Below are 24,879 nucleotides of genomic sequence, written 5' to 3'. Positions count from 1 at the left end.
CACGTAAACTTTGAGTAAGTTATTTTTGAATACACACAATACAAGGGGGATATCGCGATGGAGCCATTATTAATTGCAAACTGGGTTTTATTCATAGCTGTAACCGCTTACGCAGTTTATCTCTTCATCTATTTATTGAAGTCGAGATATGATTTTATCCAACTCGGGAAAAAAGTCGAGTTTGAAGAAAATTTTAACGAGCGTTTGCGTAAAGTCATGGTCAACGTATTTGGTCAGAAAAAATTATTGAAAGATAAAAAGAGTGGAACGATTCACGTCATGTTCTTCTACGGGTTCTTGTTGGTTCAGGCGAGTGCTATTGATTTTATTATCAAAGGCTTATCTCCGGATTCACATTTGCCACTAGGACCTCTTTATCCAGCTTTCACGTTCTTCCAAGAAATTGTGACATTAACAATTTTAGTCGCAGTGATATGGGCGTTCTACAGACGTTATATTGAAAAGCTTGTTCGTTTGAAACGCGGATGGAAGTCAGGGCTTGTGTTAATTTTCATTGGTGGCTTAATGGTCACTGTACTAATTGGAAACGGAATGAACATGAACTGGCACGGACATGAAACTGCTTGGACTGAACCAGTAGCATCTTTAGTAGCTAGTGCATTTGCTTGGTTACCTGAAGCGGCAACCGTTACGATTTTCTATATCATGTGGTGGGCACATTTACTATTCCTACTTACATTCTTGGTTTATGTTCCACAATCAAAACACGCTCACTTAATCTTCGGACCAGTTAACACATGGTTCCACAGAGTTGATCATGTAGGTCGCTTAAAACCAATCAACTTTGAAGAAATGGAAGACGAAGAAGATCCTGATGCGATGCCATCATTTGGTGTAGGGAAAATCACTGATTTCTCACAAAGCCAAATGATTGATTTCTACGCTTGCGTAGAATGTGGTCGTTGTACGAATATGTGTCCAGCAACTGGAACAGGGAAAATGCTGTCACCAATGGACCTGATTACAAAACTTCGTGACAACCTGACAAATACAGGAGCTGTTATGACGCAGAAAAAACCTTGGGTGCCAGCAATGGCATTTAACAACACACAAGGAAACCAGCTAGCAATGGCTGCTGGCGCTGAAGGCATTACAATCGATGAACTTTATAGCCCGAGCTTAATCGGAGACGTTATTACAGAAGAAGAAATTTGGGCATGTACAACTTGCCGTAACTGTGAAGACCAATGTCCAGTTATGAACGAGCATGTTGATAAAATTATCGATCTTCGTCGTTACCTTGTGATGACAGAAGGTAAAATGGACCCGGATGCACAGCGTGCGATGACAAACATCGAACGTCAAGGAAATCCATGGGGTCTTAACCGTAAAGAAAAAGAAAACTGGAGAGATGCACGTCCAGATATTCATATCCCAACGGTAAAAGAAATGAACAAAGCAGGAGAAGAATTTGAATTCTTATTCTGGGTTGGCTCGATGGGATCATTCGACAGCCGTTCACAAAAAATCGCTTTATCATTTGCTCGTTTGATGAATGAGGCAGGAGTGAAATTTGCGATTCTCGGAAACAAAGAGAAAAATTCAGGCGATACTCCACGTCGTCTAGGTAATGAATTCTTGTTCCAAGAACTAGCGACAGGCAATATCAAAGAATTTGAAAAAGCAGAGATCAAGAAAATCGTTACGATTGATCCGCACGCATATAATATTTTCAAAAACGAATACCCAGATTTCGGCTTTAAAGCGGAAGTTTATCACCATACCGAAATGCTATTTGATCTTGTTCAAGAGGGACGTCTTAAACCACAATTCCCGGTAAACGAACGAATTACGTTCCACGATTCTTGTTACCTTGGTCGCTATAACGATGTTTACGACGCACCGCGCGAAATATTAAAAGCGATCGAAGGCGTAGAATTGGTTGAAATGAAACGTAACCGTGAAGACGGCATGTGCTGTGGAGCCGGTGGCGGAATGATGTGGATGGAAGAAGATGCAGGTCATCGCGTAAACGTTGCGCGTACTGAACAAGCACTTGAAGTAAGCCCAACGATGATCTCTTCTGGTTGTCCATACTGCTTGACGATGTTATCAGATGGTACGAAAGCAAAAGAAGTAGAAGAACAAGTTGGCACTTACGATGTAGCTGAGCTATTGGAAATGGCTGTTCTCGGAAATGCAACGCCAGAACCAGAAGCAATTGTCCAATAAGCATTTAGCTACTGAGTAAAAAATAATTGCTTAATAACAGAAATTTGAGTAGAATAACAGCATAAGTAAGAAATGAAAGGGAGTCGAATGCTCCCTTTTCTTTTGCTCAAAAACCGAGCGAGCGTTCAGTCAATATAATGCCGACAGAAAAAGCAACTCGCTTTATTTTTTTAGAGCAGTTGAAAACGTTTACAACGAAACACATTAAGGGAGGAAAATCATCATGGCAAAAACAGTCATACTTGACGGAGCACGTACAGCATTTGGGAAATTCGGAGGCAACTTGAGCACATTATCAGCAAGTGATCTTGGAGCAGAAGCGATCAAAGCTGCAATGAGCCGTGCAGATATCCAACCAAAAGAAGTTCAAGAAGTCATCATGGGCAATGTTCTACAAGCAGGTCAAGGGCAAATTCCATCTCGCCAAGCAGCAACGAAAGCGGGAATTCCATATAACGTAAAATCAGAAACAATTAATAAAGTTTGCGCATCGGGTATGCGGAGTGTCACATTGGCCGACCAAATTATCCGTTTAGGCGACGAAGAAGTTATCGTTGCAGGCGGCATGGAATCGATGTCAAATGCACCTTATTATTTACCAAAAGCACGTTGGGGCCTTCGCATGGGCGATTCACAAGTAATTGATGGCATGGTACATGATGGTTTGTCGTGTTCATTCCACCCAGACCGTGTCCATATGGGAACTTACGGTAACTCAACTGCAAATGATTTCGACTTGTCGCGTGAAGAGCAAGACAAGTGGTCAGCTCGTTCACATGAGCGTGCAATTAAGGCAAAAGATTTATTCGCTGACGAAATCGTAGCAATCGATATTCCGCAGCGCAAAGGAGATCCTATCACGGTTGATGTGGACGAGGCTCCGCGCGCTAACTCAACAATTGAAGCATTAGCAAAACTAAAACCTGCATTTGGAAAAGATGGCACGATTACTGCCGGAAACGCACCTGGAATTAACGACGGTGCTGCAGCACTTGTCTTGATGAGTGAAGAACGCGCACAAAAAGAAGGCAAAAACGTATTAGCTCATGTTCTGTCTCATACAGAAGTGGCAATTGAACCACATCGTTTCCCTGAAACTCCAGGAATTGTTATTAATGAGCTATTGAAAAAAACCGGTAAATCGATTGATGAAATTGATTTATTCGAAATTAACGAAGCTTTTGCAGCAGTGGCATTAGCGAGCTCGAAAATTGCTGGACTTGACGCTGAAAAAGTTAACGTCAACGGCGGATCTGTAGCACTTGGTCACCCAATTGGTGCAAGCGGTGCGCGCATTATTTTAACACTCGCTTACGAATTAAAACGTCGCGGAGGCGGCATTGGTATCGCAGCCATCTGCTCTGGTGGCGGACAAGGCGACGCGATTATGATTAGCGTTCCTAAGGAGGAAAAATAAGTATGTCGATTCAAAACGTAATGGTTATTGGTGCAGGACAAATGGGTTCTGGCATCGCACAAGTTTGTGCACAAGCGGGATTAAATGTGAAGTTAAACGATATGAAACAAGAAGCATACGATAAAGGCATTGCATCAATCACGAAAAACTTATCACGCAATGTGGAAAAAGGTCGGATGACAGAAGATGAGAAAATAGCAGTTCTTGGCCGCATCACGTCTTCATTAGATTTAAAAGACGCGCACGATGTTGATATTGTTATCGAAGCAGCTGTTGAAAACATGGCTATTAAACATAGCATTTTTAAAACATTGGATGAAGTAACTCCAAAGCATGCCATTTTAGCAACAAACACATCATCGCTACCAATTACAGAAATTGCGGCAGTAACAAATCGCCCAGAACAAGTAATCGGTATGCATTTTATGAACCCAGTACCAGTCATGAAATTAGTAGAAATTATTCGTGGCTTGGCAACTTCTGATGAAGTATATAAAAAAGTAGAAGAAATGACAGTTCAATTGTCAAAAACACCTGTAGAAGTAAATGATTTTCCAGGATTTGTGTCTAACCGAATTTTGATGCCGATGATCAACGAAGCGATTTTCACACTTCAAGAAGGTGTCGCTACAAAAGAAGCAATCGACGATATCATGAAAATGGGTATGAACCATCCAATGGGACCGTTAGAATTAGCTGATTTTATCGGACTTGATACGTGCCTTTATATTATGGAAGTGTTGCATGAAGGATTTGGCGACAGCAAATATCGTCCGAGCCCATTATTGCGTCAATACGTAAAAGCGGGATGGCTTGGTAAGAAAACTGGACGCGGATTTTATAGCTACGCATAATATTTAGGAGGAAACCTTATGGATTTGCACTTTACAGATGAACAACTTATGATGCGCAACATGGTGCGAGACTTTGCAAAAGAAGAAATTACACCATTTATTGAAAATATGGAAAACGATGAATTTCCAACAGCGATTTTAAAGAAAATGGGCGAGCTTGGATTAATGGGGATTACGGCTCCTGAAAAATACGGCGGCTCAGAAATGGACTTTACTTCATATATCACAGCGATTCATGAATTATCGAAAGCGAGCGGTGTGATCGGAGTTATTTTATCTGTTCATACGTCTGTTGGCACAAACCCGATTTTAAATTTCGGATCGCAACAGCAAATTGAAAAATATGTACCAAAACTAGCAAGTGGCGAATACTTAGGTGCTTTCTGTTTAACAGAACCTGCTGCAGGATCTGATGCTGGGAGCTTGAAAACAAAAGCTGTTTTAGACGGCGATGACTATGTATTAAATGGCTCAAAAGTTTTTATTACGAACGGTGGAGCAGCTGATACGTACATTGTCTTTGCTTCTACAAAACCAGAAGCAGGATCTCGAGGAATTTCAGCTTTTATTGTTGAAAAAGACACGCCAGGCTTGATCATTGGTAAAAATGAAAAGAAAATGGGTCTTCACGGTTCGAAAACAGTTCAATTAACATTCGAGAATATGCGCGTACCAGCTGAAAACTTATTAGGTGAAGAAAATAAAGGATTCAGCATCGCAATGGCGAATTTGAACGTTGGACGTATTGGTATCGCAGCACAAGCACTTGGAATCGCTGAAGCGGCTTATGAATACGCTGTAGCTTACGCAAAAGAACGCGAGCAGTTTGGTAAACCAATTGCTCATCAACAAGGTGTTGGCTTTAAGCTAGCTGATATGGCAACGCAAGTAGAAGCGGCGAAATTGCTTGTTTATAACGCAGCTGACCTGTATTCAAAAGGCAAAGAGTGTAATAAAGAAGCTTCAATGGCCAAGCTTTTTGCTTCAAAAACAGCAATGGACGTAACGATTGAAGCAATCCAAGTATTCGGTGGTTACGGTTATACAAAAGATTACCCAGTTGAGCGTTTATTCCGTGACGCGAAAGTAACGGAAATTTACGAAGGCACGAGTGAAATCCAACGCATCGTTATTAGCAAACAACTAACCAAATAATGGAGGAATAAAAAATGAATTTCCAACTATCTGAAGAACACCAAATGATCCGAAAAATGGTAAGAGATTTCGCAAACAAAGAAGTAGCACCTACTGCAGAAGAACGCGACGAAGAAGAACGTTTTGACCGTGAAATTTTCGACAAAATGGCTGAACTTGGCTTAACAGGAATTCCATGGCCAGAAGAGTACGGCGGAATTGGCTCAGATTATTTGGCATACTGCATCGCAGTTGAAGAATTATCACGCGTATGTGCTTCAACGGGCGTAACCTTATCAGCACATACTTCATTAGCTGGATGGCCGGTATATACATTTGGAACAGAAGAGCAAAAACAAAAATACCTTCGTCCAATGGCTGAAGGAACAAAAATTGGTGCTTACGGTTTAACAGAACCATCTGCAGGTTCTGATGCAGGTTCTATGCGCACATCTGCAAGAGAAGATGGCGATCATTACGTATTAAATGGTTCGAAAATCTTTATTACAAACGGTGGGATTGCAGACATTTATGTCGTTTTCGCTGTAACAGACCCAGAATCGAAACATAAAGGTACGACAGCGTTTATCGTTGAAAAAGACTTTGAAGGTTTCTCAGTTGGTAAAAAAGAGCGTAAGCTAGGCATTCGTTCAAGCCCGACAACAGAAATTATTTTTGATAACTGCCGCGTACCTAAAGAAAACGTTTTAGGCGAACTTGGCCAAGGATTCAAAATTGCGATGCAAACACTTGACGGCGGCCGTAACGGAATTGCAGCTCAAGCGGTTGGAATCGCACAAGGTGCACTTGATGCATCAATCGATTACGCAAAAGAGCGTGAGCAATTCGGTAAACCAATCTTGGTTAACCAAGGAGTTTCATTTAAATTAGCAGATATGGCAACTTCAATCGAAGCTTCTCGTTTGTTGACGTACCAAGCTGCTTGGCTAGAGTCGAACAAATTGTCTTACAGCAAAGAGTCAGCAATGGCCAAATTAATGGCAGGTGACACGGCGATGAAAGTGACCGTTGAAGCAGTACAAGTATTCGGTGGCTACGGTTATACAAAAGACTATCCAGTTGAACGCTATATGCGCGATGCGAAAATCACACAAATTTACGAAGGTACACAAGAAGTTCAGCGTCTTGTTATTTCTCGGATGGTCACGAAATAAGCGGAGGGTTGCCTTATGAACAAAAAGCGTGAGATTGAGTCTTCCGTGAAAGATGAAAGCTTAATAGAAAAGCGTCGTGAACAAATGATTCGCGGCGCTGTCACGCTATTTAAAGAAAAAGGCTTTCACCGGACGACGACACGAGAAATTGCTAAAGCAGCAGGTTTTAGCATTGGAACTTTATACGAATACATCCGGACAAAAGAAGATGTGTTGTATCTTGTTTGTGACTCGATTTATGACGAAGTGCATACACGCCTCGACAGGCTCGATATTGAACAAGGATCTATTAGTGTACTAGCAATGGCGATTGAACATTATTACACATTAATTGACGAAATGCAGGATGAATTCGTTGTCATGTACCAGGAATCCAAATCCTTGCCAAAAGACGCCTTAAGCTATGTGCTCAAAAAAGAACTCGAAATGGTCGCGATTTTTGAACGCTTGTTGACACAATGTGTGGAAAACGGCGAAATTGACATGACTACAAAAGAAGTGGGCATGGCCTCTCATCATTTATTTGTTCAAGGGCAAATGTGGGCATTTAGAAGATGGGCATTTGATGGCTACACCATTCAAGAATTTATCGATATTCAAACACAGTTTCTTTTGCAGGGGATGGCAGGAGAAAAAATATCAACACAGGGGGCTAAATTATAATGGCGATCATTGAAGAAGCGAAAACTTATCAGCCAAAAAACCATATCCGTTTTGTAACGGCTTCAAGCCTGTTTGACGGTCATGACGCGTCAATTAATATTATGCGCCGTATTCTACAAGCAAGTGGTGCCGAAGTGATTCACTTAGGTCATAACCGTTCGGTTGAAGAAGTAGTAAATGCCGCAATCCAAGAAGACGTTCAAGGAATTTGTATTTCTTCTTACCAAGGCGGTCATATGGAATACTTTAAGTATATGTATGACTTATTAAAAGAAAAAGGTGCATCGCATATCCGCATTTACGGCGGAGGCGGCGGTGTTATTTTGCCACGTGAAATTAAAGAACTTGAAGCATATGGCGTTGCGGGGATTTTTTCACCTGAAGATGGCCGTAAAAAAGGCTTACAAGGCATGATCACAGAAATTGTTGAAGAATGTGATTTCTCAACAGTTAAAGAGGGTCAGTCTTTTGACAACTTATCATCTGAAGAGCCGGTTGTACTGGCAAACGCGATTACCGCAGCAGAAGAAGCACATACACGCGACACCGATACAACAGAATTGTTAAAAACGGTCCGTGCAAAAACGAAAAACACACCGATTCTTGGGATTACAGGAACAGGTGGAGCGGGTAAAAGTTCGTTAACGGACGAATTAATTCGTCGTTTCTTATCAGAACTTCCAGACAAAAAAATTGCGATTTTATCAATCGATCCAACAAAACAAAAAACAGGCGGCGCACTTCTTGGCGACCGTATTCGCATGAACGCCATCTTCAACAAACGCGTCTTTATGAGAAGTCTTGCGACACGTGGTTCACGTTCTGAGTTGTCAGGCGCAATCGGTGACGTATTAGACGTTGTAAAAGCGGCTGATTTTGACTTAATCGTTGTTGAAACGAGCGGTATTGGACAAGGCGATGCAGAAATTGCGAACTTCTCAGACGTTTCGATGTATGTTATGACAAGCGAGTTTGGTGCCCCGTCACAGCTTGAGAAAATCGACATGATTGACTATGCAGATTTAATTTGTATCAATAAATTCGAACGTAGCGGTTCACAAGACGCGCTTCGTCAAGTGCAAAAGCAATTCCAACGCAGTCGTCTAATGTGGGACAAAGAGCTAGACGATATGCCAGTTTACGGCACAATCGCTAGTCAATTTAACGACAAAGGCACAAACTCGTTATTTGCTGCATTAGTAGGCAAAGTAAATGAAAAATGTGGAACGGATTGGGAAACAGATTACGATAAATTCGTAAAAACACAAAAAGAAAACCTCATTATTCCAAACGAACGTCGCTATTATTTACGCGAATTAACAGATACAGTTCGTGGCTATCACGCGAAAACAAAAGAGCAATCTGCTTTTGCGCGTCGTTTGTTCCAATTAGAAGGAGCAATTGAAGCGGTAAAAGAAAAAGCGCCAGATGACGCTTTAGTCGCTTCACTCGAATCGCTTGCAGAAGGCGTTCGCGATGAACTAACAGCCGAATCAAAACGCATTCTAAACAACTGGGATGCTTTAAAAGAAATGTACGCGGGTGACGAATTTGTCACAACGGTACGTGACAAAGAAATCCGTACGATTTTACGTACAGAAAGTTTGTCAGGCATTAAAGTGCCACGCGTGGTATTGCCGAAATTCGTTGATTATGGCGAAATTTTGTCATGGGTTTATTTGGAGAACGCTCCAGGTTCATTCCCTTACACAGCGGGCGTATTCCCGTTCAAACGTGCAGGAGAAGATCCAAAACGCCAGTTTGCGGGTGAAGGAACGCCTGAACGTACAAACCGTCGTTTCCATTACTTATCAAAAGACGACGATGCGAAGCGGTTATCGACAGCATTTGACTCGGTAACGCTTTACGGCGAAGACCCAGACCACCGCCCGGACATTTACGGAAAAGTCGGCGAGTCGGGCGTATCGATTTGTACATTGGACGACATGAAGAAATTGTACGAAGGCTTTGACCTTTGTGCACCAACGACTTCTGTATCAATGACAATCAACGGACCGGCTCCGATAATTTTAGCAATGTTCATGAACACAGCAATTGATCAGCAAGTAAAAATTAACGAAGAAAAATTAGGCCGCACGTTAACTGTAGAAGAATTCACAGAAGTTCGTGAAGGAACGCTACAAGTGGTTCGTGGAACAGTGCAAGCGGATATTCTAAAAGAAGACCAAGGACAAAACACATGTATCTTCTCAACTGAGTTTGCATTACGGATGATGGGCGATATTCAACAATACTTTATCGATCACAAAGTTCGTAACTATTATTCCGTATCGATTTCGGGCTACCATATTGCAGAAGCAGGAGCGAACCCGATTTCACAATTGGCGTTTACATTGTCGAACGGTTTCACTTACGTAGAGTACTACTTGAGCCGCGGCATGAACATCGATGACTTTGCTCCTAACCTTTCGTTCTTCTTCTCGAATGGACTGGATCCAGAGTATACAGTTATTGGACGTGTAGCACGTCGCATTTGGGCAGTTGTCATGCGCGATAAATACGGCGCGAACGAACGTAGCCAAAAACTAAAATACCATGTACAAACTTCAGGACGTAGCTTGCACGCGCAGGAAATCGACTTTAACGATATCCGCACAACGCTTCAAGCGTTAATGGCGTTGCAAGACAACTGTAACTCATTGCACACAAACGCATACGATGAAGCTATCACAACGCCGACAGAAGAATCAGTTCGTCGCGCAATGGCGATTCAAATGATCATCACAAAAGAACACGGTCTTTCGAAAAATGAAAACCCGTTACAAGGCGCGTTCATTATCGAAGAAATGACCCAATTGGTTGAAGAAGCGGTGCTAACTGAATTTGATCGCATCAACGACCGCGGAGGCGTCTTGGGCGCAATGGAAACACAATACCAGCGCGGCAAAATCCAAGAAGAGTCGATGCATTACGAAATGAAAAAACACACAGGCGAATTGCCGATTATCGGAGTTAACACATACTTGAACCCGAATCCGCAAACGGACGACGACATCAACGCAATGGAAATCGCCCGCGCCACAACAGAAGAAAAAGAAACACAAATCAGCAATCTTCGCGCGTTCCAAGAACGCAACGATTCAGCTGAAGCGTTGGAACGTCTAAAACAAGCAGCGAAAACTGGCGGCAACATCTTTGAAGAATTGATGGAAACCGTAAAAGTCGCAAGTCTTGGCCAAATTACAACCGCTTTGTACGAAGTAGGCGGACAATATAGACGTAATATGTAAGTAGAAGCTTGATTAAAAAAGATGGAACACTTGTCGAATGGCAAGGGTTCCATCTTTTTTGCGCGTTGGGAGAGCGATACGCACATTCAAATAGAAATATGCACGTTCAAATAGAAATACGCACGCTCAGGAGAAAATACGCACGTTCAAACAAGAATACGCACGGTCAGCGAAAAAGAAGATAAGAAAAAGTAATTAAATCCAACAAATTAATGAAATAAAGAAAAAATTACCAAAAATAAGGCAACTTAAATCATAAACCATCCTTTCACACATCTTCCATTCGATATCCCTCTCCATCTTCTGTATAATAAAAGAATACGCATCACAGAAATCAAGAAGGATGGATCCTATGCGAAATGCTGTACACTACATAATCATCGCAATCTGTGTCATACTGATTTTCTTCCTGTACAATAAAGCGATGGGATCGATTCCTTTTATGGTTCTGGCGATTTATTTATTTTATTTCGGATGGAAACAAATAGATCCGAGAAAAAAGAATACACGGTAGCGGAGACTAGTTAGTTTGTATATAATGGATTAAGTTAAGAAGAAGAAGGGACGTGCACGGAATGAAAATTCGTGAATTATCTAAAGAAGAACTAATAGAAGAGTCGTTTGTTGACTTGACATATGCAATGTTGGAAGAGACACATGAAACAAAAACTTATGCAGAACTTGTTACAGAAATTGAGAAATTATTGAACTTGTCGAAAGAAGATATGAAAGATCGTCTAGTGCAATTCTATACGGATCTTAATATTGATGGACGCTTTTTAATCTTGGGCGAAAACCGTTGGGGTCTACGTGAGTGGTACCCGGTTGAGCAAATCGAAGAAGAATCAGCACCGACTGTTAAAGCGCGTAAAAAGAAAGCAAAAGTTGCTGACGATGAAGGCTTTGATGATTTAGATGAGCTATCACTAGAAGATGAGTTGGAATTTGAAGATTTCGGTGAAGATGATGAGGAAGACGAGGAAGATGAAGTCGTTAAATCGCCTATCGAAGTGCTTGATTTCGATGCGGATGACGACAAAGAAGAAGACGACGTACTAGTTGAAGACATGGATGGCAATATCATCGATGACGAAGATGATGACGAAGACGACGACGAAGAAGATGACTTGAAGTAATCTGAACACTTTTTCACCTTGACTTATGAGGCAAGACTGGCTAATATTTTATTTGGGCTCCTTATAATAGGAGAGATGATTCGTACAGTTTACGCGCTCCCCTGCATGCAGCAGGCGGAGCGCTTTTTATTTTTTATAATTCGAGGAGGAAACAAGCATGACAAAGTATATTTTTGTGACTGGCGGCGTTGTATCATCGCTCGGAAAAGGAATTATTGCGGCATCATTAGGCCGTTTATTAAAAAATAGAGGATTGAATGTGACGATTCAAAAATTCGATCCGTACATCAATATTGATCCAGGAACCATGAGTCCATACCAACATGGGGAAGTTTTTGTAACGAACGACGGCGCAGAAACGGATTTGGATCTTGGTCATTATGAGCGTTTTATTGACATTAATTTAAATAAATATTCAAACGTAACAACAGGGAAAGTATATTCGACAGTTATTCAAAAAGAACGTCGCGGCGATTACTTGGGCGGAACAGTTCAAGTTATTCCACATATCACAAATGAAATCAAAGACCGTTTGTTGCGCGCTGCCAAAACAGCAAATGCAGATGTAGTCATTACTGAAATTGGTGGAACAGTTGGCGATATCGAGTCACTGCCATTCTTAGAAGCGATTCGTCAAATGAAATCAGATCTTGGCCGTGAAGAAGTAATGTACGTTCACTGTACATTGATTCCTTACCTTGGCGCAGCGAAAGAAATGAAAACAAAACCGACGCAACATAGCGTAAAAGAGCTTCGCAGCCTAGGGATTCAACCAAACCTAATTGTTGTGCGTACTGAACACCCAGTGCCACAAGACATGAAAGACAAAATTGCGTTGTTCTGCGATATTAAATCAGAAGAAGTTATCGAATCACGCGATGTTGACGTGATTTACGAAATGCCACTTCGTTTGCAAGAACAGCATATGGATCAAATCGTTTTAGATCATTTTGGAATCGAAGCTCCAGAAGCAGACATGACGGATTGGAAAACACTTGTCGAGAAAGTGCAATCTCTTAAAAAGAGCGTACGTATCGGCCTAGTTGGGAAATACGTCGAGCTGCAAGATGCTTACATTTCTGTAGTAGAAGCGTTAAAACATGCCGGCTTCGCATTCGAATCTGAAATCGAAGTAGACTGGATTAATGCTGAACACGTTAATGCTGAAAATGTAGCAGAAAAACTAAAAGATTGCGATGGCATCTTAGTTCCTGGTGGATTTGGAGATCGTGGTGTTGAAGGGAAAATTGTTGCGACTCAATATGCTCGCGAAAACAACGTACCGTTCTTCGGTATTTGCTTAGGCATGCAATTAGCATCTGTTGAATTTGCCCGTAACATCATGAACTTAGAAGGCGCACATTCTTCAGAATTAAATGCGAAAACAACTTACCCAGTTATCGATTTATTGCCAGAACAAAAAGACATCGAAGATTTAGGCGGAACACTTCGTCTTGGATTGTACCCTGCGAAACTTGAAAAAGGATCGAAAGCGTACGAAGCATATGGAGAAGAGTTAGTTTACGAAAGACACCGTCACCGTTATGAATTTAATAACGAATACCGTGAAGCATTTGAAAACGCTGGATTTAAATTTACCGGCACGAGCCCAGATGGTCGTTTAGTGGAAATTATTGAAGTAACTGACCACCCTTGGTTTGTTGCTTGTCAATTCCACCCAGAGTTTATTTCACGTCCAAACCGTCCGCAACCATTGTTCCGTGAATTTGTTAAAGCAGCTATCGCTAACAAATAAACGGCAAAAGCCTTCCCTTGAGAAATAGGGAAGGCTTTTGTATATGACAATATTTATTCAGCTAGTAGTTTATCAATGCGTAATTTAACGGCATAATAGACGTAAAGTCCAGCCAAGGCATGCGGAACTAACAAAGCATTGTTGCCGTCCTGTATAAGGGAAGTTTCTTCACTGATTAAAGCAAGAAAGGCATCGGCCAGTTCACTGTCGTTTGAAGGTGGTGCAACATATGCAAAAGGAATACCGGCATCTGACAACCGCCCGGCCAGTTCTGCGCCTTCGTTATTGGTGGCCAAAATGAAGACGCGATCGATGTCTGTAACAATGCTTGCTGACGACCATTCGGCTGCATTTTGCAAAGGGTTATCGCTATGCAACGCCACAGCAGTCACGGCTTTCATTTCACCGAAAGCAGCAGTGAAAATTGTGCCTTCTGCAATTGCAGCTTGCGCTAAAACAGCCGCAATGCTTTCAATCGCTTCGTGCTCTTCTGATAATCGCTCAATCAAGCGTGTCAATTGAGTTGTGAATAAGTCCATAAAATCACCTCGTTTAAAAAGTATAGCAGATAAAGGAGAGGCTCTTTTTGAAAACCGTTTTGATAGTAGATGATCAACAAGGAATCCGAATGTTGTTAAAAGAAGTCTTTACTAAAGAAGGTTACTTAGCGATAACAGCTGGCAGTGGTTTAGAAGCGCTTGAAAAAGTAGAGCAAGATTCACCAGATCTGGTCTTACTAGACATGAAAATTCCAGGTATGGACGGCATCGAAATTCTTAAACGCTTAAAAAAGAGCAACCCAAATATTCATGTTCTCATGATGACTGCATACGGAGAGCTCGACCTTATTAGAGAGTCTATCAATTGGGGAGCAGCGCATTATTTTACAAAGCCATTTGATGTCTTTGAAGTACGCGATGCCGTGAAGCAATTATTAGATTAGTAAACACCGAAGAAGTGGCGTAAATAGTGGGTTTTTGATATAGTATAAAAGATATTCGCTTTAAACATTGCTGAGGAGGAAATTTTAATGCCGTTAGTTTCTATGAAAGAAATGATGATAAAAGGTAAACAAGAAGGATATGCAATTGGTCAATTCAATTTAAATAATTTAGAGTTCACACAGGCGATTCTTCAAGCCGCACAAGAAGAAAATTCACCAGTTATTTGTGGGGTTTCTGAAGGCGCTGCTCGTTACATGGGTGGATTCACGACAGTTGTTAATATGGTAAAAGGATTAATGCATGACTATAAAATTACAGTTCCCGTGGCGATTCATTTAGATCACGGTTCGAGCTTTGAAAAATGTAAAGAAGCGATTGATGCAGGATTCACATCAGTTATGATTGATGCTTCTCATCACCCGTTTGAAGAAAACATTGAAATTACAAAACAAGTTGTAGAATATGCTCGCCAACACAATGTTTCGGTTGAAGCGGAATTAGGAACTGTTGGTGGACAAGAAGATGATATTATTGCTGACGGCGTGATTTACGCGGATCCACAAGAATGTAAGCAAATGGTTGACGGAACAGGTATTGATTGCTTAGCGCCTGCTCTTGGTTCTGTTCATGGTCCTTACAAAGGAGAGCCAAACTTAGGATTTAAAGAAATGGAAGAAATTTCACAGCTATGTGACGTGCCACTTGTTTTACACGGTGGAACAGGAATTCCATTAAAAGATATTCAACGTGCTGTTTCTTTAGGTACATCTAAAATTAACGTGAATACAGAAAGCCAAATTACATCAGCACAAGCAGTCCGCGACGTATTAAATAGTGATTCTGAAGTTTATGATCCACGTAAATACATGGGACCAGCTCGCGAAGCGATTAAGAAGACCGTAATGGGTAAAATGCGTGAGTTTGGAAGTTCTCAAAAAGCATAAGTAGCAAACAAAAAAGAGGCAAGAGAAGCGATCGCAAGACAACTTCTCTTTTTCCCATCATACTGGAGGAGAAATAATGAAATTTTTTATCGATACAGCTAACTTTGACGAAATTAAAGAAGCACACGCTTGGGGTATACTTTCAGGAGTTACAACGAACCCATCATTAGTAGCAAAAGAAAAAAATGTTTCATTCCATGACCGCTTAAAAGAAATTGCAGCACTTGTTGACGGATCAATCAGTGGCGAAGTTATTGCACTTGATGCAGAAGGTATGATTAAAGAAGGTCGTGAGCTTGCAGACCTTGCTCCAAACATCACAGTGAAATTACCAATGACACCAGATGGTTTGAAAGCTTGTTCGGTTCTTGCTTCAGAAGGCAAAAAAGTAAACGTAACGTTGATCTTTAGCGCAAACCAAGCATTGCTTGCAGCACGTGCAGGAGCAGCTTACGTTTCACCATTCCTTGGACGTCTAGATGATATCGGGCATAACGGCATGGACTTGATTGCGACGATTGCAGAAATTTTTGCAATTCACGATATTTCATCAGAAATTATTGCAGCATCTATCCGTCACCCACAGCACGTAACCGAAGCTGCTTTGAACGGGGCACATATTGCGACGATGCCGATTAAAGTTATGCACCAAATGTTTAAACACCCATTAACTGATCAAGGAATCGAAGCGTTTCTTGCAGACTGGGAAAAACGTTCAGTTTAAAAATTCGAGATAAAAATAATCAGTCTCATTCCTACTAAAAAAGTGGAAGCGAGACTGACCGCTTAAGCGGAGAAAACCTAAGTTGTGATCGGCAATCAACATATTAGCCGAACCAATTGAACTTTTTTGGGCCAGCAAAACAGCCGAAAAAGTGGATAAAGGAGAAATTCAATGGATGTTTATAAAATAAAGGGCGGCAACCGTCTTTCCGGAACAATTAAAGTAAATGGTGCTAAAAATAGTGCAGTTGCTTTGATTCCTGCATCGATTTTGGCCAATTCGCCTGTATCGATTGAAGGGTTACCGGGAATTTCTGATGCATGGACACTGAAAAGTATTTTGGAAGAAATCGGTGGCGAAGTAACATTTGAAGATGGAACGATGAATATCGATCCAACGAAAATGATTGATATGCCGCTACCAAACGGCAACGTCAAAAAATTGCGAGCATCTTATTACATGATGGGTGCAATGCTTGGACGCTTTAAACATGCGGCAATCGGTCTTCCAGGTGGTTGTTTCCTAGGACCACGTCCAATTGACCAGCACATTAAAGGCTTTGAAGCGCTTGGCGCAAAAGTAACCAATGAACACGGGGCAATTTATTTGCGTGCTGATGAACTTCGCGGTGCAAAAATTTATTTGGACGTCGTGAGTGTTGGTGCAACCATTAATATTATGTTAGCTGCTGTTATGGCTAAAGGCCAAACAACGATCGAAAACGCGGCGAAAGAACCAGAAATTATTGATGTAGCTACTTTGTTAACAAACATGGGTGCAAAAATCAAAGGTGCTGGAACAGACGTTATCCGGATCGACGGAGTAGAAGAATTACATGGTACTAACCATACAATCATTCCTGACCGTATCGAAGCCGGTACATTCATGATTATGGCTGCCGCTATTGGCGACGGTATAACAATTGATAACGTTATTCCTTTCCATATGGAAGCTTTAACAGCTAAATTACGTGAAATGGGCGTCGATGTGCAAGAAGGCGAAGAATCGATATATATTCCAAAGTCGGAACAATTAACTGCGATTGATGTGAAGACGCTGGTTTATCCTGGATTCCCAACAGACCTTCAGCAGCCGTTCTCTGTCTTAATGACACAGGCTCATGGATCTTCGATGATCACAGATACAATTTACTCAGCGCGCTTTAAACATATTGACGAACTTCGTCGAATGAATGCAAGTGGTCGTGTAGAAGGAAGAGCTGCGATTGTTACAGGTCCAACACCGTTGACAGCTGCAACTGTAGTAGCATCTGACTTACGTGCAGGAGCCGCTTTAGTAATTGCTGGGTTACTTGCGGAAGGTGAAACTGAAGTTCGAGAAATTTACCATATTGAACGAGGTTATTCTTCTATTATCGAAAAATTACAAGGGATAGGTGCAGATATCCGGAGAGAAACAATTGATCCGGTAACGAGCATGAAGTCTGACCTTGACCAAGACACAAATTGACTCTCTTTTAGTACAAAAAAATATGCTACAATAATTACCGAAAAGTTAATACTGAACGAGAGGAACTGATCGTATGGAACGAAGTCTATCGATGGAATTAGTGCGGATCACCGAAGCAGCAGCAATTGCTTCTTCAAAATGGATGGGCCGTGGCTTGAAGAACGAAGCAGATGATGCAGCAACAACAGCAATGAGAACGGTATTTGATACCATTCCAATGCGTGGAGTTGTCGTCATCGGTGAAGGGGAAATGGACGAAGCGCCTATGCTGTATATTGGTGAAGAATTGGGAACAGGCAATGGTCCAGAAGTGGATGTTGCAGTAGATCCTTTAGAAGGAACAAATATTGTTGCAGCAGGTGGTTGGAATGCATTAGCAGTTCTAGCAATCGCTGATCGCGGTAACCTTTTAAATGCACCAGATATGTACATGGAAAAAATTGCGGTTGGGCCAGAATCAGTAGGCAAAATCGACATTAACGCGCCAGTAATTGATAACCTTCGTGCGGTTGCAAAAGCCAAAAACAAAAACATCGAAGAAGTCGTTGCGACAGTTATGGATCGACCACGTCATCAAGATATCATTGATCAAATTCGTGCAGCAGGAGCTCGCATTAAATTAATTTCAGACGGCGATGTTGCTGGTGCGATCAATACAGCGTTTGACCAAACCGGAGTCGATATTTTATTCGGTATCGGTGGTGCTCCTGAAGGCGTTATCGCTGCAGTCGGCTTAAAATGCCTCGGCGGTGAAATCCAAGGGAAGCTGCTTCCGCAAAACGAAGAAGAAGCACAGCGTTGCTTAGATATGGGAATCGATGTAAACAAAGTCTTAATGATGGATGATCTTGTTAAAGGCGATGATGCCATTTTCGCAGCAACCGGTGTAACTGACGGGGAATTGCTAAAAGGTGTTCAGTTAAAAGGTGGATTTGCAGAAAGCCATACATTAGTTATGCGCGCAAAATCTGGAACAGTCCGCTTTATCGAAGGGCGTCACAGCTTGGAGAAAAAGCCAAATCTAGTAATGAACGATTAACGATCCTACTTCATAAAATGAGTCCGGCATTTTGCCGGACTTCTTCTTTAAAGATCTTCTAAATCATTCACTACCGATCCTCAAAAGAGTTACAAACCAAAAAAATAAACCGAATAAGAGTGGTGTTCGAAAAAATGGCAACGATTACAATCTCCTCATTGGAGAATATGACCTTAAAAGAACTTTATAACTTAGCAAAAGAATACAAACTAACGAATTACAGCAAGCTTTCTAAAAAAGAACTTATTTTTGCGATTTTAAAAACACGCGCAGAACAAGAAGGCTATTTCTTTATGGAAGGTGTTCTTGAAATTATTCAATCCGAAGGCTTTGGTTTCTTGCGACCAATCAATTACTCGCCAAGCTCACAGGACATTTATATTTCTGCTTCACAAATACGTCGTTTCGATTTAAGAAACGGGGACAAAGTTTCAGGGAAAGTGCGCCCACCAAAAGAAAATGAACGTTATTTTGGATTACTTCAAGTAGAAGCAGTAAATGGTGAAGATCCAGAAGTGGCAAAAGAACGCGTTCACTTTCCAGGACTTACACCACTTTACCCAGATCGCCACATACGTTTAGAAACAACACCGGCGCATTTATCTACACGTATTATGGATTTAGTTTCACCGGTTGGATTTGGTCAGCGTGGATTAATCGTAGCTCCGCCTAAAGCAGGTAAAACAATGCTGTTAAAAGAAATCGCTAATTCTATTACAACTAATCACCCAGAAGCAGAATTGATTGTGTTATTAATTGACGAACGTCCAGAAGAAGTAACAGATATCGAGCGTTCTGTAGATGCTGATGTTGTATCTTCAACGTTCGATGAAGTACCTGAAAATCACGTAAAAGTGGCAGAACTCGTTCTTGAGCGTGCAATGCGTCTTGTTGAACATAAACGCGATGTCGTGATTTTAATGGATTCTATTACACGTTTAGCGCGAGCATATAATTTGGTTATTCCGCCAAGTGGTCGTACACTATCAGGAGGAATTGATCCAGCTGCTTTCCATAGACCTAAGCGCTTTTTTGGAGCAGCACGGAATATCGAAGAAGGTGGCAGCTTAACAATATTAGCCACTGCTTTGGTTGAAACCGGATCACGCATGGACGAAGTTATTTACGAGGAATTTAAAGGAACAGGCAATATGGAGCTGCACCTTGATCGTTCTTTAGCTGAGCGCCGTATCTTCCCAGCACTTGATATTCGCCGTTCGGGTACACGTAAAGAAGAATTGCTTATTGAACCAAAACAACTTGAAAAGCTTTGGTCAATTCGAAAAACTTTCTCTGATTCGCATGATTTCGGAGAGCGATTCTTGAAGAAACTAGGACAAACCAATACGAATGAAGAATTTTTCGAGCAACTGGCTACTGAGATGAAAATGCATCGAAACAACAAGAAGATGATTTAATTACTTGCAAAATATCTAGATACTTGATATGATATTACTAGTGATTTAAACCAAGGCTATTGCATATACGGTCTGAAGAACCGTGTAAGGCAATAGTAAAATAGATTAAACTCTGTTCCAGATGGTTCAGGGCGAGAGGAGAAAATTATTATGAAAACAGGAATTCACCCAGAATACAAACAAGCTACAGTAACTTGCTCATGTGGGAACTCTTTCACAACTGGTTCTGTAAAAGAAAACATCAACGTTGAGCTTTGCTCTGAATGTCATCCATTCTACACTGGACGTCAGAAGTTCGCAGCAGCAGATGGCCGCGTAGATCGTTTCAACAAAAAATACGGCTTAAAAGAAGAAATCAACGAGTAATACTTGCTAAGCGTCAGACTGGAATTGGGAATTTTCAATTTGCGAATTTCCATCATCCAGTCTTTTGCTTTCAAGTATCAATTAAAATTATACCTGCCTCGCGCGAAAACGCCTGGCGGGTATTTTTTTCGTTTTAAATCCGAAAAAATAACCTACATATGCCAAAAAATCAGCAGAATGCAGCATTATTTTGGTATGATTAATAGAAAGCTTACGTGGTAAAAATAGAGTGTTTGCTGATTTAATAAGGAATCTACATCATCTATTTATATAGCAAAAGCCACGGTAAGAGTAAAATAACTGAGTGTTTGAAAGGGGTCTCACCTATGTATGTCATGAAACAAACGGGATGGGTTGAACTGATTTGCGGCAGCATGTTTTCAGGGAAATCAGAAGAACTGATCCGCCGTGTCCGCCGTTCTCAATTCGCAAAACAAAAGATTGCTGTATTTAAACCAAAAATCGACGACCGTTATAGCAAAGAAGCGGTTGTTTCGCATAATGGTGCAACTGTGATTGCGCTACCCATTGCTCGTTCTTCTGAAATGTGGGATTACATCACAGATGAATTCGATGTGATTGCGATAGATGAAGCGCAATTTTTCGATGAAGCGATTATCGAAAATGTTCAGAAACTCGCTAATCACGGTTTTCGTGTAATTGTTGCTGGACTAGACCAAGACTTTAGAGGTCGTCCGTTCGGACCGATGCCAGCTTTACTTGCAATCGCCGAGCAAGTTACAAAACTTCAAGCAGTTTGCACAGTTTGTGGTTCTCCCGCAAGCCGGACGCAACGTTTAATCGATGGAAAGCCAGCAGGCTCAGATGACCCAACTATTTTAGTAGGTGCCTCAGAAGCATACGAACCACGCTGCCGCCATCATCACGAAGTTCCAACTGGTGTAACAGTTAGCGAATAGATATTGAAAAAATTACTATCCAATTATTATTTGAAATTCTCAATAATAATTAATGAGATATAAAGCAAACTAGCGGAGATTCTGATTCGTTTCTCCATATCCCATACTTAGATTACAAGCAATTGTTGCTTATAAAGTTTTACAGCATATTTAGAAGAAAAAGCGGAAGGCGGCGAAGTGCGAAGATATGCTCCTGCATCGCTTCGCTAGCTTCGTCGCAAAGCCATTGGCCGAATTGCATTCGTTCAATGACTTTCCTAGGGGATTAGGACGAGCTGAAGACCCTGGACTAAGCGGAGCGAGGGAAGCGGCTGAAGCCGGCCCCCCCTGGCAGCAGGTGCGACGTCCTGTCGCACCTGCTGCATGACTCACATCCTGTGAGCCCGAAAGCGTCCGCCTGGAGCGATTTCTTCATTAGAATAAATAACCAAAAATTAGAACTTGAGGTGACACCTATGTTTGATCGATTACAATCAGTAGAAGATCGGTATGACCGTTTAAATGAATTGTTAAGTGACCCGGATATCGTCAGTGATACCAACAAACTTCGCGACTATTCAAAAGAACAATCAGACTTACAAGAAACGGTTGAAAGTTACCGTGAATACAAAGATTTAACAACGCAATTGGCTGAAGCCAAAGCAATGTTTGACGAGAAAATGGATGCCGATATGCGCGAAATGGTCAAAGAAGAAGTGAACGAACTCGACCAACAGGTTTCTGTGGTGGAAGAACGTCTTCACAAATTATTGATTCCAAAAGATCCGAACGATGACAAAAACGTTATTATGGAAATCCGTGGAGCAGCAGGTGGGGACGAAGCGGCATTGTTCGCAGGAGACTTATACCGTATGTACACGCGTTTTGCTGAATCGAATGGCTGGAAAGTGCAAGTGATGGATTCAAATCCAACTGGACTTGGCGGCTTTAAAGAAATCGTCTTTATGATTACCGGTAAAGGCGCCTATTCAAAAATGAAATATGAAAACGGCGCTCACCGCGTTCAACGCGTTCCGGAAACAGAATCAGGCGGACGTATCCATACTTCAACGGCTACAGTGGCTTGTTTGCCGGAAGTTGAAGAAGTAGAAGTAGATATTCATGAAAATGATATTCGTACAGATACTTATGCATCTTCTGGAGCAGGTGGACAATCGGTAAACACGACAATGTCAGCTGTTCGTTTGACGCATATTCCGACGAATACAGTAGTAACATGTCAAGATGAGAAATCACAAATCAAAAACAAAGCAAGTGCAATGAAAGTATTGCGTGCGCGTGTTTATGAAAAATTCCAGCAAGAAGCACAAGCTGAGTACGATGCAGTCCGTAAATCAGCAGTCGGAACGGGCGACCGTTCTGAACGAATTCGCACATATAATTTCCCTCAAAACCGTGTAACTGACCACCGAATCGGCTTGACGATTCAAAAGTTAGATCAGATTTTGCAAGGGAAAATGGATGAAATTATCGATGCATTAATCATTGAAGAGCAATCTGCTCGTATGGAAAGTCTCAATAATGACCAAGCTTAAGTACGTTTATGAGGCCCTGAAGAGGGCTTCTTCTTTTTTACTGGAACACGGCCGTGAAGAAGGAGGAGCGCGTATTCTTCTCCAACATGAACTAGGTCTTTCTTATTCCGGGTTGATCGCATCGATGCGTGATGAAATAAATGAAACACAACTAGAAAATTTTTGGGCAAATATTGAAAAGCATGCAAAAGGAATTCCTGTTCAACATTTAACGGGTACGGAAGAGTTTTACGGCAGATCGTTTCATGTTAACGCAGATGTTTTAATTCCAAGACCAGAAACAGAAGAGTTAATAGAAGAAACACTGCGACTGATTGATCGACATCTGACAAAAAAAGAAATAGCTATTGCTGATATTGGCACAGGGAGTGGCGTTATCGCCATTACAATGAAATGTGAATTGCCACAAGCGCAAGTTACAGCTACAGATATCTCTGAGCCTGCGCTAAAAACAGCTACACAAAATGCAGAAGAGTTGAATGCTGAAATCGATTTTCGATTAGGTGATTTAACAAAGCCGATCGAAAACCAAAAGTGGGATGTTATTTTATCTAATCCTCCTTATATTGCTTATACAGAAGCGCCAGGATTATCAGATAGTGTTCGCGATTTTGAACCGCATCATGCATTGTTTGCAGATAATGAAGGATTAGCTCTTTATGAAAAAATGGCGAAACAAATTCCGGAATTGCTAAATAAACCTGGAATTATCGGATTTGAAATAGGTTATCAACAAGGTGCGGCGGTAGAAAAGATGCTAAAAGAGGCTTTTCCAGAAGCGATTATTTATTGTAAAAAAGATATCAACAAAAACGACCGAATGGTTTTTGCGATAATTGAGTAGTTTATACACAAATTACGCACAAACCACATGTTTTTATCCACAGATTGTGGGTAAAAAGTGAAAAACCCTTAAAAATAGGAGTTGTTCGAGTGAAAACGGAAATGATTGTTGTGGATAAAAATGTGGATGAAGAAAAAAGTTATGCACAGGCTGTTGGTAAATTGGAAATAGGCGAAGTTGTCGCTTTTCCAACTGAGACAGTTTATGGATTAGGGGCAGATGCAACAAACTTTGAAGCCGTTGCAAAAATATTTGAAGCAAAGGGACGTCCAGCAGATAATCCTTTAATTGTTCACGTTGATTCAAAAGAATCGGCATTAAATTATGTCCAGGAAGTTTCTCCAAAAGCATTGCAATGTATGGATGCTTTTTGGCCAGGTGCCTTAACGTTAATTATGCAAGCAAAGCCAGAAACTTTTGCGAGTAACGTAACAGCAAGCCTTGAAACAGTTGGAGTTCGAGTTCCAAACCATCCCGTCGCATTAAAATTATTGCAAAGAGTAAAATTACCTTTAGCTGCACCAAGTGCAAATACGAGTGGGAAGCCAAGTCCGACATTGGCAAAACATGTTCTTCACGACATGGAAGGAAGAATTCCGTTAATTTTAGATGGTGGAGCTACAGAAATTGGCATTGAATCTACGGTTTTAGACATGACTTGTGAACCACCCGTTATATTGCGCCCAGGGAAAATAACAAAAGAGCAAATCGAAACAGTGATCGGAACAATTCGTACATCGTCTGGAAATAAAGACAATGTGCCCAAATCACCAGGCATGAAATATATGCATTATGCACCGACCGCACCTTTATATTTGATTGAAGACAAAAAAGGGTTGATTGAAAAAGCGATCCAACATGTCCAAGAAAAAGGAAAGCGTGTAGCGGTTATTAGTGAAATGGATTATCCAATTGCGGATTTTAATTTCCCATTATCGATGGAAAGTTTATATGCTAGTTTGCGAGATTGTGATTTAGCAAACATCGATTTGATTTTGGCGACAGTTAAATCGGATGGACAAGACCAAGATGCTTTAATGAACAGACTTGAAAAAGCTGCAGACCACAAGTGGTTTAGTTGATTAGGTGAAAGGAG

At 41.3% G+C, this 24,879-nt stretch carries 21 protein-coding genes; 20 read left to right on the top strand and 1 reads right to left on the bottom strand.

The features are described from left to right. The first annotated feature begins 57 nt into the window (after window positions 1–57). From PLANO_RS12330 to PLANO_RS12290, 9 genes are all read left to right on the top strand, one after another. Window positions 58–2,193 (top strand): (Fe-S)-binding protein, encoded by a 2,136-nt coding sequence (locus PLANO_RS12330; protein WP_038704741.1) that lies wholly within the window; start codon window positions 58–60, stop codon window positions 2,191–2,193. A gap of 223 nt (window positions 2,194–2,416) precedes the next feature. Further along, complete coding sequence (locus PLANO_RS12325) at window positions 2,417–3,610, top strand: acetyl-CoA C-acetyltransferase (RefSeq protein WP_038704740.1); 1,194 nt, start codon at window positions 2,417–2,419, stop codon at window positions 3,608–3,610. A gap of 2 nt (window positions 3,611–3,612) precedes the next feature. Beyond that, window positions 3,613–4,464, top strand: coding sequence for a 3-hydroxybutyryl-CoA dehydrogenase (locus tag PLANO_RS12320; RefSeq protein WP_038704739.1), 852 nt, complete (start codon window positions 3,613–3,615; stop codon window positions 4,462–4,464). Between the two features lie 18 nt (window positions 4,465–4,482). After that, entirely contained in the window at window positions 4,483–5,619 is a 1,137-nt protein-coding gene (locus tag PLANO_RS12315) for an acyl-CoA dehydrogenase (protein ID WP_038704738.1), read from the top strand. 14 nt (window positions 5,620–5,633) lie between these two features. Next, entirely contained in the window at window positions 5,634–6,773 is a 1,140-nt protein-coding gene (locus PLANO_RS12310) for an acyl-CoA dehydrogenase (protein WP_038704737.1), read from the top strand. A gap of 15 nt (window positions 6,774–6,788) precedes the next feature. Further along, window positions 6,789–7,436: a TetR/AcrR family transcriptional regulator gene (locus PLANO_RS12305; RefSeq protein ID WP_038704736.1), complete on the top strand. Its 648-nt coding sequence runs from the start codon at window positions 6,789–6,791 to the stop codon at window positions 7,434–7,436. Further along, window positions 7,436–10,687 (top strand): fused isobutyryl-CoA mutase/GTPase IcmF, encoded by a 3,252-nt coding sequence (gene icmF / locus PLANO_RS12300; RefSeq protein ID WP_038704735.1) that lies wholly within the window; start codon window positions 7,436–7,438, stop codon window positions 10,685–10,687. Before PLANO_RS12305 ends, icmF begins: the two co-directional genes overlap by 1 nt. A gap of 575 nt (window positions 10,688–11,262) precedes the next feature. Next, window positions 11,263–11,823, top strand: a complete 561-nt coding sequence (rpoE, locus tag PLANO_RS12295) for a DNA-directed RNA polymerase subunit delta (RefSeq protein ID WP_038704734.1) — start codon at window positions 11,263–11,265, stop codon at window positions 11,821–11,823. 157 nt (window positions 11,824–11,980) lie between these two features. Next, window positions 11,981–13,579, top strand: a complete 1,599-nt coding sequence (locus tag PLANO_RS12290) for a CTP synthase (protein WP_038704733.1) — start codon at window positions 11,981–11,983, stop codon at window positions 13,577–13,579. A gap of 53 nt (window positions 13,580–13,632) precedes the next feature. Here PLANO_RS12290 and PLANO_RS12285 read toward each other — a convergent pair whose 3' ends face one another. After that, window positions 13,633–14,118 carry a DUF2529 family protein gene (locus PLANO_RS12285; RefSeq protein WP_038704732.1) on the bottom strand — a complete coding sequence of 162 codons (486 nt, stop codon included), beginning with the start codon at window positions 14,116–14,118 and terminating at the stop codon, window positions 13,633–13,635. Between the two features lie 47 nt (window positions 14,119–14,165). On the opposite strand from PLANO_RS12285, the gene PLANO_RS12280 reads away from it, so the two are divergent. The 11 genes from PLANO_RS12280 (at window position 14,166) to PLANO_RS12225 (ending at window position 24,865) form a co-directional block, all read left to right on the top strand. Beyond that, window positions 14,166–14,522, top strand: a complete 357-nt coding sequence (locus PLANO_RS12280; RefSeq protein WP_038704731.1) for a response regulator — start codon at window positions 14,166–14,168, stop codon at window positions 14,520–14,522. Window positions 14,523–14,609: 87 nt separating this feature from the next. Beyond that, the gene (locus PLANO_RS12275; RefSeq protein WP_038704730.1) at window positions 14,610–15,467 is read left to right on the top strand and encodes a class II fructose-bisphosphate aldolase; all 858 of its coding nucleotides are present in this window, start codon (window positions 14,610–14,612) and stop codon (window positions 15,465–15,467) included. A gap of 76 nt (window positions 15,468–15,543) precedes the next feature. Continuing rightward, the gene (gene fsa / locus PLANO_RS12270; RefSeq protein ID WP_038704729.1) at window positions 15,544–16,191 is read left to right on the top strand and encodes a fructose-6-phosphate aldolase; all 648 of its coding nucleotides are present in this window, start codon (window positions 15,544–15,546) and stop codon (window positions 16,189–16,191) included. A 171-nt stretch (window positions 16,192–16,362) separates the two neighbouring features. Continuing rightward, window positions 16,363–17,661 (top strand): UDP-N-acetylglucosamine 1-carboxyvinyltransferase, encoded by a 1,299-nt coding sequence (locus PLANO_RS12265; RefSeq protein WP_038704728.1) that lies wholly within the window; start codon window positions 16,363–16,365, stop codon window positions 17,659–17,661. 73 nt (window positions 17,662–17,734) lie between these two features. After that, window positions 17,735–18,700 carry a class II fructose-bisphosphatase gene (gene glpX / locus PLANO_RS12260; protein ID WP_038704727.1) on the top strand — a complete coding sequence of 322 codons (966 nt, stop codon included), beginning with the start codon at window positions 17,735–17,737 and terminating at the stop codon, window positions 18,698–18,700. A gap of 134 nt (window positions 18,701–18,834) precedes the next feature. Further along, window positions 18,835–20,118: a transcription termination factor Rho gene (gene rho / locus PLANO_RS12255; RefSeq protein ID WP_038704726.1), complete on the top strand. Its 1,284-nt coding sequence runs from the start codon at window positions 18,835–18,837 to the stop codon at window positions 20,116–20,118. Between the two features lie 150 nt (window positions 20,119–20,268). Further along, window positions 20,269–20,484 carry a 50S ribosomal protein L31 gene (rpmE, locus tag PLANO_RS12250; protein ID WP_038704725.1) on the top strand — a complete coding sequence of 72 codons (216 nt, stop codon included), beginning with the start codon at window positions 20,269–20,271 and terminating at the stop codon, window positions 20,482–20,484. A gap of 326 nt (window positions 20,485–20,810) precedes the next feature. Then, window positions 20,811–21,404, top strand: a complete 594-nt coding sequence (locus PLANO_RS12245) for a thymidine kinase (RefSeq protein WP_038704724.1) — start codon at window positions 20,811–20,813, stop codon at window positions 21,402–21,404. Window positions 21,405–21,859: 455 nt separating this feature from the next. Continuing rightward, the gene (prfA, locus tag PLANO_RS12235; RefSeq protein ID WP_038704722.1) at window positions 21,860–22,939 is read left to right on the top strand and encodes a peptide chain release factor 1; all 1,080 of its coding nucleotides are present in this window, start codon (window positions 21,860–21,862) and stop codon (window positions 22,937–22,939) included. Next, complete coding sequence (prmC, locus tag PLANO_RS12230) at window positions 22,926–23,783, top strand: peptide chain release factor N(5)-glutamine methyltransferase (protein WP_038704721.1); 858 nt, start codon at window positions 22,926–22,928, stop codon at window positions 23,781–23,783. Before prfA ends, prmC begins: the two co-directional genes overlap by 14 nt. 89 nt (window positions 23,784–23,872) lie before the next feature. Beyond that, window positions 23,873–24,865: an L-threonylcarbamoyladenylate synthase gene (locus PLANO_RS12225; RefSeq protein WP_038704720.1), complete on the top strand. Its 993-nt coding sequence runs from the start codon at window positions 23,873–23,875 to the stop codon at window positions 24,863–24,865. Window positions 24,866–24,879: the final 14 nt, after the last annotated feature.

Source organism: Planococcus sp. PAMC 21323, assembly GCF_000785555.1.
Taxonomy (GTDB): Bacteria; Bacillota; Bacilli; order Bacillales_A; family Planococcaceae; genus Planococcus.
The sequence above is the reverse complement of the archived record's forward strand: the minus strand, read 5'-3'. Positions and strand labels throughout refer to the sequence as shown.

Excerpts from the sequence above, each read along its gene's own strand:
- PLANO_RS12330 (WP_038704741.1), top strand. The coding sequence starts at position 58 with ATGGAGCCATTATTAATTGCAAACTGGGTTTTATTCATAGCTGTAACC.
- PLANO_RS12325 (WP_038704740.1), top strand. The coding sequence starts at position 2,417 with ATGGCAAAAACAGTCATACTTGACGGAGCACGTACAGCATTTGGGAAA.
- PLANO_RS12320 (WP_038704739.1), top strand. The coding sequence starts at position 3,613 with ATGTCGATTCAAAACGTAATGGTTATTGGTGCAGGACAAATGGGTTCT.
- PLANO_RS12315 (WP_038704738.1), top strand. The coding sequence starts at position 4,483 with ATGGATTTGCACTTTACAGATGAACAACTTATGATGCGCAACATGGTG.
- PLANO_RS12310 (WP_038704737.1), top strand. The coding sequence starts at position 5,634 with ATGAATTTCCAACTATCTGAAGAACACCAAATGATCCGAAAAATGGTA.
- PLANO_RS12305 (WP_038704736.1), top strand. The coding sequence starts at position 6,789 with ATGAACAAAAAGCGTGAGATTGAGTCTTCCGTGAAAGATGAAAGCTTA.
- icmF (WP_038704735.1), top strand. The coding sequence starts at position 7,436 with ATGGCGATCATTGAAGAAGCGAAAACTTATCAGCCAAAAAACCATATC.
- rpoE (WP_038704734.1), top strand. The coding sequence starts at position 11,263 with ATGAAAATTCGTGAATTATCTAAAGAAGAACTAATAGAAGAGTCGTTT.
- PLANO_RS12290 (WP_038704733.1), top strand. The coding sequence starts at position 11,981 with ATGACAAAGTATATTTTTGTGACTGGCGGCGTTGTATCATCGCTCGGA.
- PLANO_RS12285 (WP_038704732.1), bottom strand. The coding sequence starts at position 14,118 with ATGGACTTATTCACAACTCAATTGACACGCTTGATTGAGCGATTATCA.
- PLANO_RS12275 (WP_038704730.1), top strand. The coding sequence starts at position 14,610 with ATGCCGTTAGTTTCTATGAAAGAAATGATGATAAAAGGTAAACAAGAA.
- fsa (WP_038704729.1), top strand. The coding sequence starts at position 15,544 with ATGAAATTTTTTATCGATACAGCTAACTTTGACGAAATTAAAGAAGCA.
- PLANO_RS12265 (WP_038704728.1), top strand. The coding sequence starts at position 16,363 with ATGGATGTTTATAAAATAAAGGGCGGCAACCGTCTTTCCGGAACAATT.
- glpX (WP_038704727.1), top strand. The coding sequence starts at position 17,735 with ATGGAACGAAGTCTATCGATGGAATTAGTGCGGATCACCGAAGCAGCA.
- rho (WP_038704726.1), top strand. The coding sequence starts at position 18,835 with ATGGCAACGATTACAATCTCCTCATTGGAGAATATGACCTTAAAAGAA.
- rpmE (WP_038704725.1), top strand. The coding sequence starts at position 20,269 with ATGAAAACAGGAATTCACCCAGAATACAAACAAGCTACAGTAACTTGC.
- PLANO_RS12245 (WP_038704724.1), top strand. The coding sequence starts at position 20,811 with ATGTATGTCATGAAACAAACGGGATGGGTTGAACTGATTTGCGGCAGC.
- prfA (WP_038704722.1), top strand. The coding sequence starts at position 21,860 with ATGTTTGATCGATTACAATCAGTAGAAGATCGGTATGACCGTTTAAAT.
- prmC (WP_038704721.1), top strand. The coding sequence starts at position 22,926 with ATGACCAAGCTTAAGTACGTTTATGAGGCCCTGAAGAGGGCTTCTTCT.